Source organism: Micromonospora sp. WMMA1949 (assembly GCF_027460145.1).
Classification (GTDB): Bacteria; Actinomycetota; Actinomycetes; order Mycobacteriales; family Micromonosporaceae; genus Micromonospora.
This window is the reverse complement of record NZ_JAPZBG010000001.1, coordinates 6147577-6159800: the sequence shown is the minus strand read 5'-3', so window position 1 is coordinate 6159800 and position 12224 is coordinate 6147577. Positions and strand designations below refer to the sequence as shown.

The 12224-nt window shown below is 74.8% G+C and carries 12 protein-coding genes and 1 pseudogene; 7 read left to right on the top strand and 6 right to left on the bottom strand.

Translation table 11 applies throughout. The features are described 5' to 3' along the window. Nucleotides 1-28: 28 nt before the first annotated feature. Nucleotides 29-1444 (top strand): annotated as a pseudogene (locus O7607_RS28845) (DUF885 domain-containing protein); the annotation flags it as partial. A gap of 175 nt (nt 1445-1619) precedes the next feature. Here O7607_RS28845 and O7607_RS28840 read toward each other — a convergent pair. From O7607_RS28840 to O7607_RS28830, 3 genes are all read right to left on the bottom strand, one after another. Continuing rightward, a complete protein-coding gene (locus O7607_RS28840; RefSeq protein WP_269706597.1) occupies nt 1620-2828 on the bottom strand; it encodes a serpin family protein in 1209 nt (402 codons plus the stop codon). A gap of 43 nt (nt 2829-2871) precedes the next feature. Further along, nucleotides 2872-3384: an NUDIX hydrolase gene (locus O7607_RS28835; RefSeq protein ID WP_269706596.1), complete on the bottom strand. Its 513-nt coding sequence runs from the start codon at nt 3382-3384 to the stop codon at nt 2872-2874. Between the two features lie 100 nt (nt 3385-3484). Further along, a complete protein-coding gene (locus O7607_RS28830) occupies nt 3485-4081 on the bottom strand; it encodes a DUF4291 domain-containing protein (protein ID WP_269706595.1) in 597 nt (198 codons plus the stop codon). Between the two features lie 79 nt (nt 4082-4160). On the opposite strand from O7607_RS28830, the gene O7607_RS28825 reads away from it, so the two are divergent. Further along, nucleotides 4161-4655, top strand: a complete 495-nt coding sequence (locus tag O7607_RS28825) for a type II toxin-antitoxin system PemK/MazF family toxin (RefSeq protein WP_269706594.1) — start codon at nt 4161-4163, stop codon at nt 4653-4655. Nucleotides 4656-4753: 98 nt separating this feature from the next. On the opposite strand, the gene O7607_RS28820 is transcribed toward O7607_RS28825, so the two are convergent. Then, the gene (locus O7607_RS28820; RefSeq protein ID WP_269706593.1) at nt 4754-5389 is read right to left on the bottom strand and encodes a GGDEF domain-containing protein; all 636 of its coding nucleotides are present in this window, start codon (nt 5387-5389) and stop codon (nt 4754-4756) included. Nucleotides 5390-5614: 225 nt separating this feature from the next. On the opposite strand from O7607_RS28820, the gene O7607_RS28815 reads away from it, so the two are divergent. The 4 genes from O7607_RS28815 (at nt 5615) to O7607_RS28800 (ending at nt 9286) form a co-directional block, all read left to right on the top strand. Next, a complete protein-coding gene (locus O7607_RS28815) occupies nt 5615-5872 on the top strand; it encodes a DUF397 domain-containing protein (RefSeq protein ID WP_269706592.1) in 258 nt (85 codons plus the stop codon). Nucleotides 5873-5977: 105 nt separating this feature from the next. Then, nucleotides 5978-6865, top strand: a complete 888-nt coding sequence (locus O7607_RS28810; RefSeq protein WP_269706591.1) for a helix-turn-helix domain-containing protein — start codon at nt 5978-5980, stop codon at nt 6863-6865. A 76-nt stretch (nt 6866-6941) separates the two neighbouring features. Further along, nucleotides 6942-7790 (top strand): SAM-dependent methyltransferase, encoded by an 849-nt coding sequence (locus tag O7607_RS28805; protein ID WP_269706590.1) that lies wholly within the window; start codon nt 6942-6944, stop codon nt 7788-7790. A 62-nt stretch (nt 7791-7852) separates the two neighbouring features. Next, nucleotides 7853-9286, top strand: a complete 1434-nt coding sequence (locus O7607_RS28800) for a serine/threonine-protein kinase (RefSeq protein ID WP_269706589.1) — start codon at nt 7853-7855, stop codon at nt 9284-9286. A 3-nt stretch (nt 9287-9289) separates the two neighbouring features. Here the strand turns inward: O7607_RS28800 and O7607_RS28795 are convergent, their stop codons facing one another. Further along, a complete protein-coding gene (locus O7607_RS28795) occupies nt 9290-9982 on the bottom strand; it encodes a carbon-nitrogen hydrolase family protein (RefSeq protein ID WP_269706588.1) in 693 nt (230 codons plus the stop codon). 66 nt (nt 9983-10048) lie between these two features. Here O7607_RS28795 and O7607_RS28790 point away from each other — a divergent pair, with 66 nt between their 5' ends. Continuing rightward, entirely contained in the window at nt 10049-10825 is a 777-nt protein-coding gene (locus O7607_RS28790) for a DedA family protein (RefSeq protein ID WP_269706587.1), read from the top strand. Nucleotides 10826-10831: 6 nt separating this feature from the next. Here the strand turns inward: O7607_RS28790 and O7607_RS28785 are convergent, their stop codons facing one another. Continuing rightward, complete coding sequence (locus O7607_RS28785) at nt 10832-12190, bottom strand: alpha/beta hydrolase family protein (RefSeq protein ID WP_269706586.1); 1359 nt, start codon at nt 12188-12190, stop codon at nt 10832-10834. Nucleotides 12191-12224: the final 34 nt, after the last annotated feature.

The following is a 12224-nucleotide window of genomic DNA, read 5'->3' as shown; positions in this document are numbered from 1 at the left end:
CTTGATCACCGGGGCTAGCATCGGTGCAATGAGCGAGGACGTCACCGACGGGTTGCTGCGGGAGGCGGCCCGCCTCGATCCGTGCGCGGCGGTGGTCGAGGCCGGTGAGCAGGACGTCGACGGGCTCACCGACTACAGCCCGGACGGTCACCAGGCCCGCGCCGATCTTGCCGCCCGCGCCCTGCGCCGGATCGAGGCGCTCCCCATCACCCCGCTGTACGCTCACCTCACCGAACGGCTGCGCGCCCGGATCGCCTTCCACGACGCCGGAGAGGACCTGCGGGAACTGCACGCCGCGGCCACCGGCCCGCTCCAGCTCATCCGCCAGTGCGTCGAGTCCGCGGTGCCGGGCCGCGACGCCGGGCGCGCGGCCTCCGAGGACGGCTGGGCCCGCGTCGGCGCCCGCCAGGCCGCGATCCCGGCCGCACTCTGCGGGTACGCCCGGAGCCTGTTGCTCGCCGCCGAACGCGGTCACCTGCCCACGCGACGCCAGGTGGACCTGGTGACGCAGCGCTGCCGCACCTGGATCGACGAGGACACGGCGCTCGTGCAGCGCTACGGCGACGGCCCGCAGCGCGCGTCGTTGCAGGCGGCGGCGCGGGACGCGCGGGAGGCGTACCGGAGGTTCGCCACGACGCTCACCGCGGACCTCGCGCCGCTCGCGCGCGACGACGAGGCGTTCGGCCCGGCGCGGTACGCGCTCTGGGTGCGGACCTTCCTCGGCACGGAACCGGACCTGCGCGAGCTGTACGAGTGGGGCTGGGACGAGTTCACCACGATCGAGGCGGAACTCGTCGCCGAGGCGAAGGCCCTGGGTGGCACGGTGCCCGAGGTGCTTCAACGGCTCGACCGCCCCGACGCGCCAGGTGTGCTGGGCAGCCGGGACGAATTCGCCGCCTGGCTCCAGGAGCTGCTGGAGGCCACCACCGAGCGGATGCACGGTACGCACTTCGACATCCCCGCGCCGCTGCGGCGCATCGAGTCACGGGTCACCACGTCGGGCGGCACCGCCTACATCGCGCCGTCGCGGGACCTGACCCGGCCGGGCCGGGTCTCCTGGCTGCTGCCCGAGGGACAGGAGCGCTTCCCGACCTGGTGGGCGTACAGCACCGCGTACCACGAGGGCGTTCCCGGCCACCATCTGCATCTCGGCGCGGAGGCGTGCCGGGGTGGCCCCGGGCAGCGGCTGAACCTGCTCGGCGGGCTCTCCGGCGCCCAGGAGGGCTGGGCCCTGTACGCCGAGGGGCTGATGGACGAACTCGGACTCTACGAGCAGCCGGGCGCCCGGCTGGGCCACCTGTTCATGCAGTTGCTGCGGGCGGCCCGGGTGGTGCTCGACATCGGCCTGCACCTACGGCTGCCGATGCCCGGCGGCAGCACGCCGTGGACGCCGCAGGCCGCGCTGGACCTGCTGCGCGACCGCTGCCACCAGGGCCCGTACGCGCCGCTGGAGGTCGCCCGGTACCTGGGCCGGCCCGGGCAGGCGCTCACCTACAAGGTGGGGAGCGGGTGTGGCGCGACGGTCGCGTGGCGTTCCCCGGCGACCGGCGCGCGTTCCACAACCGGGCGCTGGAACTCGGCTCGCTGGGACTGGACCAGCTCACCAGCGCGTTCGCGGCCTACCCGGCGTCGTCGGCGGGCAACTCCTCCGGGTCGGCCACCCAGGCGGAGTAGACGGGCAGCGCGTGCCACGGCCCACCGGCCGGGTCGGTGGTCACCGCGACCACCGCGTACGGGTGACCGAAGCGCAGCTCCGCGATGCGGGCGACCCGCTCCGGCGGCGCGCTGGTCACCGTGAAGAACCCGGTCACCGCGGCCGCCTCGAAGCCGTGGCGGCCGAACCGGGCCACCGCGGACTGCGCGGCGTCGAACCCCGGCCCGGCCAGGCCCAGCAGCTCGCCGAGTGCCCGCGCCGCCGCGTCGAAGCCGAACCCGGGCGCGGTCAGGGCGTGCCGGCTGCGCGCCGACCAGCAGGGCAGCACCGCGGTGGCGCGTTCCACCCGGGGGTTCGCCGCGTACGTCTGGATCGGCTCCTCCCGCACCGTCCACAGCGGTGTCTCGCCCAGCGGCAGGTCGTACAGCGACCGGCGGCCCGGCATCGAGTCCGGCAGTAGCGCGGCGGCGCTCGCCAGCTCCTGCGCCGTGGCCAGCACGTCGGCGGCCGGTACCTCGGGCGCGGCGGCCACCGACACCACGAGCATGCCGGCGCCGTCGTCGCCGGCCGGCACCGCGTGCACCGCCACGTCCCCGGCCCGGTCGGTGGCCGCCACCCAGCAGCGGTGCCCGGACGGCGGCGTCCGCAGCACCCGGCTCAGCCGGCCCGACCAGGCGCTGCCCGCGCCCAGTTCGGTGGCCGGGGCGGTGTCGAACGGGTCGGCCCACGACACCCGGGTCGCGAGCGCGCTGGCCAGGACCAGCAGCGTGTCCGGGGCGAGGTCGACCGGGAAGGTGTCGATCAGTCCGCCGGTACGCTCCCGGGCCCAGGCGTCGAGTGCCGCCTGGTCGGGCAGCGGGCCTGTTTCGGTGGCGTCGGGCAGGGTGGCCCGCCACGCGGCCAGCTCCGGAGCCGGGGTGCGTTCCCACAGCGCGGTGGCGGCGGCGACCATCGGGTGCGGCGCGGCGAGCAACGCCCGGGCCTCGGCGGCGGCGTCGTCCGGATCGGCGCCCAGTGCCTCGGCCAGCGCCGCGCGGGTGTCGCCGGTGGCGGCCGGGCCGGTCAGCGCCAGCAGCAGCCAGGCGCCCAGCGGGGAGGCGACGTGGTGGGTGTCGCCGGCGGCGCGGTGCAGCCGCTCGGCGTAACGGGCCAGTGGTGCGCGCAGGGGAGTCACCGCTCCACTCTGCCCGCTCGCGCGCCGCGTGGCACGCCCGCGCTCAGGACCACAGCTCGAACGGCTCGTCGATCTCCTCGCCGGCCAGGAAGGCGGGCAGCAGTTCGGGCAGCCGCCCGGGGTAGCAGCGCGGCCGCTCGGTGAGCACCTCGGCCAGCGGCCACCAGCGGAACCCGAAGTAGTCCTCCACCTCGTAGTCCATCCGCAGCGCCTCGTCCACGTCCGGCCCGGGGCCGGGCAGCCGTACCGCCACGATTACCTCGTCCTGGAGGTGGCGGCGTTGCCGGTGCCGGAAGCTGGCCCGCCGTCGCCACGTCGGCGCGCCCACCTCGTCCGGGCCGATGGCAATGCCGGTTTCCTCGCGCAGTTCGCGGACGGCCGCCTCCCGGTACGTCTCGCCCGGGTCCAGCCCGCCGCCGGGTAGCTCCCACCACACGCCGAGGTCCGGGTGATCCGGGTCGCGGGTGTGGAACAGCAGCAGGCGGTCGGTGGTGTCGAGCACCACCAGCCGCACCGCGCTGCGCTCGAACAGCGGCAGATCGTCGGGTAGCTGCACGCCCCCAGCGTAAGGAAGGGCCCCCTGTTAACGCCTCCGGTAGTAGAAGGGCCCCTTATTAACAGCGCGCCTCGCGGCGCCCGTGCGGTGCCGGGGTTGCTCAGGCGGCGTCGACGATCCGGGCCACCTCGGCCGGCAGCGGGTACGGCCGCTCCACCGGCAGCAGCGCCGTCGCCCCGGCCTCGTCGCCGTCGGTAAGCCGGCCGTGCACCGACCGGGCCAGCCCGGTGACGTCGGTGAGCCCCACCGTCCACTCGTCAACGTATCGGCGTACCGCGTCGCCGGTCAGGCCGACCTGCAACGAGCGGTACGACAGGGGCGAAAGCCGCAGCGAGCGTTCCGGATCCCACTGCACCCCCACCGGGCTGACCCGCAGGCGGTGCCGCCACGCCTCCCGGTCCGGGTGCAGGCGCGGGTCGTAGCTGCTGAGGCAGGCGTGCCGCAGGGCCCACTCGAAGCCGGCCCGGCTGATGTCGATCGCCAGCACCCGTTCCTGGCCCGGCTTGAGGGCCCAGCCGCAGCGGTACATCATCCAGCGGAACGACGGCTTGATCCAGGTCATCCGCTCCCGCTTGAACGGCGGCACGAACCGGCCCGCGCGCAGTGCCGCGTCGGCGATCTCCGGCGGGTACGCCTGGTAGACGGTGACCGACGTGTCGGTGAACGTGGCGCGGATCTGGTGGCGGGGCACTGTCACCGGGGCATGATGGCACCGCGTACCCGCACCGGCGACCCGATTCCATCGGCCGCGTACCCCGGCCGATAGGCTGCCCGCCGTGGCAGGTCTGTTGAAGAACGTGGCGTCGCGGCTCGGCCGGATCACCCGGGGCGTGCCCGCCCCCACCCGCCCCGGCGGGCCGATCCCGGCACAGGTCGCGCGCCGCCGCCAGGTCAGCGCGTTGCAGCGCCGCGAGCTGTCGTACGCGCCGGAGCCGGACGGCCAGGCCGACCCGGGTGAGATCGTCTGGACGTGGGTGCCGTACGAGGACGACCCGCGCCAGGGCAAGGACCGCCCGGTGCTGGTGGTGGGCCGGAACAGCCGCACGTTGTTCGGGCTGATGCTGTCCAGTCAGAGTGACCGGGACGGCCAGCGGCACTGGCTGGCGCTGGGCCCGGGGGAGTGGGACCGGGACAATCGGCCGAGCTGGGTACGCCTGGACCGGGTGCTCACCATGCGCGAGGACAGCATTCGCCGCGAGGGCGCGGTGCTGGACCGGCCCCGGTTCGACCGGGTCGGGCAGGCGTTGCGCGCCAGCTACGGCTGGCGCTGACCCACCGCAGGGCGGAGCGCGCCGACCGGGCCGCGGCCGGGCACGCCGGGACCGGGCACGTCAGGAGCCGGCACGTACACCGGGCGGGCGGAGCGCGGTCAGCACTCCGCGACGAGCTGGCGCGCCGGGCGGGCGGCGCCGAGCGTCTTCGCCTCGTACATGGCCGCGTCGGCGCGGCAGAGCGCGTCGGTGAGCTGGGTGGGGCAGTGCACCGGCGCGAGCCCGACCGAGGCGGTGACCTGGATGCTGCGCGCACCGAGGGGGATCGGCGCGGCGAGCGCCTCGCAGAGCCGCCGGGTGGCGTGCTCGATCCACCGACGGTCCGGCGTCGGGCTGGCGAGCAGGCCGGCGAACTCGTCGCCGCCGAGCCGGGCGACCAGGTTGGGCCCGGCGAACGCGGCCAGGCGCTGCGCCACGCAGACCAGCACCTGGTCTCCGGCGGCGTGCCCGTAGCGGTCGTTGACCTGCTTGAAGTTGTCCAGGTCGAGCACGACGGCGACGAGCGGCTGGCCGGCGGGGTCGGTGAGCAGGGCGGCGGCGAGCCGGAAGAACGCGCGGCGATTCGGCAGCCCGGTGAGCGGGTCGTGGCTGGCGGCGTGCCGCTCGGCGGCCAGTTCGGCCTGGAGCAGGTCGATCTCGGCTTCGGCGCGCAGCGCGCGGCGGCGTAACTGCCAGGCCGAGACGATCGCGCCCGCCGCGGAGATGCCGGAGGCGATGGTCATCGGATCCGCCAACGCGTCCTCCTCACCGCAGTCCCGAAGCCGCGCGGAGCGGCGTCCCCGGGGCCGGGCTCGGGTCACCGTACGTGAACGAACCGGCACACCGTATTTCGGCTATCATGCTCTCTGTCCATTGCAGATGCAATAGCAGATGCACGTGCATCTCACTCCTCAGTCGACAGACGTCGCCACCCACCGCTCCTCCCCGCGGCCTCGGCTGGCTCATCCCGAAGGACGCCCATGCAGCAACCTCCGAACGGCGTGCCCGCGACCGAGTTGCCACCGATGCGCTGGCTCAAGAGCAGCCGCAGCAACCCCAGCGGCAACTGCGTCGAACTGGCCGAGCTGCCCGGCGGTGGCGGCATCGCGGTTCGCAACTCCCGGCACCCGGAGGGCCCGGCGCTCATCTACACAGTGGACGAGATCGCTGCCTTCGTGCTCGGCGCCCGGGACGGCGACTTCGACCACCTGATTCCGCCGTCCCGTACACGGGACTGAATCCGTCCGCCCGGAGGAGTTCACCTCACTGTCGGTTCATGGCATGCTTACTCGTCGGTCCGGGAGGGTGCCCGGCCGTGGCGGTCGGGATGCGAGGGCGGTCAGGTGGCGACGGTGCCCGTCGAGGGTGGTCCGACAAGCGGTCCGACAGTGCTGCGCATGCTGCTCGGCGGGCAGTTGCGCCGGCTGCGGGAGAGCGCCGGCGTCAGCCGTGAGACCGCCGGCTGGGAGATCCGCTCGTCGGAGTCGAAGATCAGCCGGATGGAGCTGGGCCGGGTCGGCTTCAAGGAGCGCGACGTGGCAGACCTGCTCACGCTCTACGGCGTCACCGCACCGCAGGACCGCGACGCGCTGCTCAAGCTGGCCCGCGACGCGAACAGCCCGGGCTGGTGGCACCGCTACGGCGACGTGCTCCCCGCCTGGTTCCAGTCGTACCTGGGCCTGGAGGCGGCGGCCGCGCTGATCCGCACGTACGAGGTGCAGTTCGTACCCGGCCTGTTGCAGACCGCCGCGTACGCCCGCGAGGTCATCCTGCTCGGCCACCGCGGCGCGTCGGCGGCGGAGCTGGACCGGCGGGTGGAGCTGCGGATGCAGCGCAAGGAGCTGCTGCGGCGCGCGAACCCGCCGCAGCTCTGGGCGGTGCTCGACGAGGCGGTGCTGCGCCGCCCGATCGGCGGCGCCGCCGTGATGCGCGAGCAGATGGACGCGCTGATCGAGGCGACCTCGGGCCCGCACGTGCGGTTGCAGATCGTGCCGTTCGCGGCCGGCGGGCACGCTGCGGCCAGCGGCGCGTTCAGCATCCTGCGCTTCGGCGACGCCGACCTGCCCGACATCGTCTACATCGAGCAGCTCACCAGCGCGATCTACCTGGACAAGCGCGACGACCTCGACTTCTACGCCGAGGCGATGGAACGGTTGTGCGTGGAGGCCGCGCCACCGGAGCGCACCCCGGAGATGCTGGCCCGGCTGCGCGACGAGTTGTACCCGGCCTGAACGGCGCGGAGGCAGGCAGTAGCATGGCCGCCGACCGGAGACAGTGGACGGCGGCACGCGAGTCGTGGAGGCGGCCTTGAGCAGCGACGCACCAGGTACGGCACCCGACTCCGGGCCGCTCGCCGGCCGGATCGACACCACAGTGGCGCACCCCGCCCGCCGGTACAACTACTGGCTCGGCGGCAAGGACAACTTCCAGGCCGACCGGGACTCCGGCGACGCGATGGCCGAGCGGTTCCCGACCATCCGGATCAGCGCGCTGGAGAACCGGCGGTTCCTGCGCCGCGCGGTGCGTCACCTGGCCGGCGAGGCGGGCATCCGGCAGTTCCTGGACATCGGCACCGGCATCCCCACCGCCGACAACACGCACGAGGTGGCGCAGGCGACCGACCCGCGCGCCCGGGTCGTCTACGTCGACAACGACCCGATCGTGCTGGCCCACGCCCGCGCGCTGCTCACCAGTTCCGCCGAGGGCGCCACCGCGTACCTCGACGCGGACCTGCGTGACCCGGAGCGCATCCTCGCCCACCCGGAGCTGCACCGCACGCTGGACCTGTCCCAGCCGGTGGCCTTGATGCTGCTGGCGGTGCTGCACTTCGTGCCCGACGGCGAGGACCCGTACGCGCTCGTCGGCCGCCTGCTGGACGCGCTGCCCGCCGGCAGCTACCTGGCCGCCTCGCACGCCACCCACGACTACCTGCCGGCCGAGGTGGCCGCCGAGGCGAAGGCGGCGGCTCGCGGCGGCGGCCCGCACGGCGTGATCAACCTGCGCAGCCGGGAGGAGATCGTGCGCTTCTTCGACGACCTGGAGCTGGTCGAGCCGGGCGTCTGCTCGGTCGCCGAGTGGCGCGCCGACGGCGAGCCCGAGCCGCGCCCGTCGGTGGTCGACGTCAGCATGTACGGCGGGGTCGCCCGCAAGCCCTGATCGGCGGGTGTGCGCCGGGCGGTTGACGGGCACGGGGACCGGACGGGCAGACTGGAGGCATCATGTCGCCGTTCACGCCCGCTCTGCGCCTGCACGACCGGTACGTCCTGCGGGAACGCATCGGTCTCGGCGGGATGTCCGAGGTGTGGCGCGCCGACGACGAGGTGCTGCACCGGCCCGTCGCGGTCAAGGCCCTCGCCGGGCAGCTCGCCGCCGACCCGCAACTGCGGGCGGTGATCCAGCGCGAGGCCCGCGCGGCGGCGCGGCTCACCCACCCGCACGTGACCCAGGTGTACGACTACGGCGAGGCGACGCTGGACAGCGGCGTCGTCGTCCCGTACCTGGTGATGGAGCTGGTGGAGGGTCAGACGCTGGCCGATCGGCTGGCCGGCGGGCCGCTGGCCTGGCCGGACGCGGTCCGCACGGCCGGGCAGGTCGCCGGTGCGCTGGCCGCGGCGCACCGGATCGGCGTGGTGCACCGCGACATCAAGCCCGCCAACGTGATGCTCACCGAGACCGGCGCGAAGGTGCTCGACTTCGGCATCGCCGCGCCCGCCGGCCCGCACCCGGTCACCGGGCAGACCGGCGCGCTGCTGATGGGCACCCCCGCCTACTTCGCCCCGGAACGCCTCGACCCCGGCCCGGCGAACCCGGCCGGCGACGTGTACGCGCTCGGCGTCCTGCTGTACCGCAGCCTCACCGGCCGGGCGCCTCTGCCGGTGCACAGCTGGGACGACGTGCTCGACGTGCGGCGCAACCGGCCGCCGGTGCCGCCGCCGCGGGTGCCCGGCCTGCCGCCGGAGGTCGCCGATCTGGTCCTGGCCTGCCTGGACGTGGACCCGGCACGGCGGCCCGCGGCGGCCCGGCTCGCCGACCGGCTCGGCGCGGGCCGTCCGGTGGACCCGCCGACCGCGATCCTGCCGACCGTGGCGCCGGTGGCGCACCCGCCCACCCTGGTCGAGCGGTCCCCGGCCGTCGCGTCCCGCCCGGTGGGGCGTCCCGTCGCGCCGCCGCGCCCGGCGGTCTCGTCGAACCGGCTGTTCGGCCTGCTGGTGGCCGGTGCGGTGGTGTTGTTGCTCGCGGTCGTCGGTTCGCTGCTGTGGAGCGACGGCTCCGGCACGCCACCGGCCGCCGCGCCGACTGCCGGTCCGTCGACCGGCGCAGCCGAGCCGCCCGCCCCGAAGCCCAGCAGCGCCGCGCCGACGTCGGCGGCACCCGAACCGGTGACGCTGCGTCAGCTCGGCGACCGGTTTGGTGAGCTGCTCGACCGGGCCGAGTCGATCGGGCTGATCGACCGCAAGACCGCCGACGACCTGCGCAAGAAGGCCGGCGAGCTGGACCGGGGCAAGCCGAAGGACCGGGACAAGCGGGTCGAGGACCTGCGCGAGAAGATCGAGGACGCCGCCGAGGACGACAAGATCGACCCGGTCACCGCCGCCGCGCTGCGGAAGCTGATCGACGGCTACGAGCGGCTGCGCGGCGGCGCCGAGGGCTGAGCGTCACCGCAGGGTGGCGGTGACCACCGTACCGGCGTCCGCGCCGGCGCGGACCACCGGCTCACCCGCAGGTGACCAGATCCCCGAACCGCCCGCGGCGCGGGCGTACCCGCCTCCGGTAGAGCCGGCGAAACTCGCCGTCACCACCCACACCCCGTGCGCGGCGGCGACCCGGCGGGCGCGTTCCTCCGGCACCGCCGCGTCGTCGGCCGACTCCAGCACCCCGGCCAGGTAGGCGTCCGCGCCGAGCGCCACAGTCGCCGCCGCGTGCTCCGGCGTACCGGTGTCCTTGCACACCGCCAGGCCCAGCCGCCAGCCGTCCACATCGAGCACCGCCGGCTCCCGGCCCGGCCGCATGTGCCGCGGCTCCGCGCCACCCAGGCACATCTTCCGGTACGCCACCCGCACGCCCTCGGCGTCGACCGCGAGCACCCCGATGTGCGGTCCGGGCACCGGTGCGCCGGCCAGCGCCAGCGTCCCGGTCTCGGCGCACGCCGCGCGCAGCGGCGCGAGCCGGGGATCGTCCGGGTCCAGCGGCGCGGCGTCCAGTTCGTACCCGGTCAGCGACATCTCCGGGAAGACCACCACGCGGGCCGCGGCGGCGCGTACCGCGTCGGCGTGCCGGTCGGCGTTTCCCGCGACGTCGTGGGAGCGGGTCAGCGGCTGGGCGACGGCGATCCGCAACGGCGTACGCATGACGTACACGATAATGGTTTCCATGACGCGTGGTCGTCCGCGGCTTCGCCCCGTAACGTTGGTCGGATGATCGGAAACGCACAGCTGCTCGCCGTCCCCCGGGCGGGCACCGCGCGGGCCGCGGAACCGACCGGCGACGGAGTGGCGGGCTGGGTCACCGGCCTGATGGAACGGCTCGGTGGCCCGGGCGCCGGCCTCGCGGTGGCCCTGGAGAACCTGTTCCCGCCCATCCCCAGCGAGGTGATCCTGCCGCTGGCCGGCTTCACCGCGAGCCAGGGCAAGATGAGCCTGGCCGGCGCCATCTTCTGGACCACGCTCGGGTCGATCGTGGGGGCGCTGGCGCTCTACTACATCGGCGCGGCCCTCGGGCGGGACCGGATGCGCGCCCTGGCCGCGCGGCTGCCGTTGCTCAAGCTGGAGGACGTGGACCGCACCGAGGCGTGGTTCCTGCGCCACGGCGTCAAGGCGGTGTTCTTCGGCCGGATGATTCCGATCTTCCGCAGTCTCATCTCCATCCCGGCCGGTGTGGAACGGATGCCGGTGCCGGTCTTCCTGCTCTACACCGCGCTGGGCAGCCTGATCTGGAACACCACCTTCGTGCTCGCCGGGTATTTCCTCGGCGAGCAGTGGCACGTGGTCGAGGCGTACGCGGGCACGTTCCAGAAGGTCGTCATCGTGGCCGTGGTGGCCGGTGCCTGCTGGTTCGTGGTCAGCCGGGTCCGCCGTTCCCGCCGCACCGCCGGCGACCTGTCGCCGGAGCCGCAGCTCGAGCCGGAGCCGGAGCCGCAGGCGACTCCGGGCACCGTCTACCGGGGCGGCTGGTACGGCCGGGCGGAGGACTGAGACACCTCAGCAGGACGGGTAGAGCGGGCGGGTGCCGGCGCCGGCCGCCCGCGCGGCCCGGTCGCTGAACCGGCAACCGAAGTCCGGCGCCGCCACCGCGCGCCGGTCGGTGACCGCGTCACCGGCCGGGCGCTTCCCGGTACGCACCCAGCGGGTCAGGTCGTCCCAGGCGGCGCCGGCCTCGGCCGGGCTGAACTCGCAGTGCTGCGCGGTACGCACCGCCCGCTGCACCAGCAGCCGGGAGCGGCCGTGCCGGGCCACGTCCCGGGCGTACGCCTGCTCCATGCCGAACGGCACGAACAGGTCACCGAGCCCGTGCAGGCTGAGCACCGGCGCGGTGGGCCGCCCGGCGATCCGGGGCACCTCGGTCAGGCTTGGCGAGAGCCGCTGGCGCAGGTTCTCCGGCGCGACCCGCTGCACCGTCGCGTTGAGGTTCACCGGCTGGTTCGGCGCGTACCTGGTGAACAGGTTCGTGGCGAGCTGACCGGGCCGCCGGGCGGGGGAGCCGTCCGCCTCGCTGACCGCGATGCCGAACAGGAAGTCCTTCCACACCGCGAACGCGGCGTCGGCGCCCGGGCGCGGCCCGCCGGAGCGCTCCACGGTGACCGCGCGCAGCTGCTTGCCGAGCGCGTTCGTGGTGTCCGGGCCGCCCGGGGTCAGCCCGGCCAGGCCGAGCGTGACCTGGATCCGGGGCACCGCCGAGGTCAGGTAGTCGGGCGGCGTCGGGTACGCGCGCACCCCGGCCAGCGCCTGCGCCACCAGGTTGTAGTCCAGGAAGAAGTCGAACAGTTCCTGGTCGCCGAGCACCCCGCACATCGGCAGCGCACCGGCGTAGAAGCCCGGGTACTGCTCCAGCGACCGGCCGATGACGTGGCCGCCCATCGACACCCCGGCGATCAGCACCCGGTGCGGGCGCCGGACGGTACGGCTGAACAGGTCGGCCAGCGCCTTGGTGCTGCGCACGCCGGAGCGCACGTCGTAGCCGTTGCGGTCGTACGACGACGACGCCCACGCGTACCCCTGCGCCACCAGGCGCTGCCGCAGGTCGTAGGCGGGCGGCTCGGGCGACAGCTCGGTGCCCTGGCCGCGGTAGCCGTGCGCCCACATCACCAGCTCGCCGTTCCAGCGCTTGGGGATCTCGATGACGTACCCGGCGTTCGCGTGCACGCCCTGCCGCACGGTGGTGGCGGCACCGCCGACGACCAGTGGCGGCAGCGGCGGGTTGACGATGGTGTAGCCGGGCAGCGGGCCGCTGCCGTCGTCGCGGCCGGTGGCGGCGGCGGGGGCCGCGCCGGCGAGGCCGAGCGTCAACGCGAGGGCCGCGCCGACGGCGAGCAGCCGGCGGCGGACGGGTGAGGGCTGCATCGCTGCTCCCCGGGGGGACGGTGCCACCCCGGGA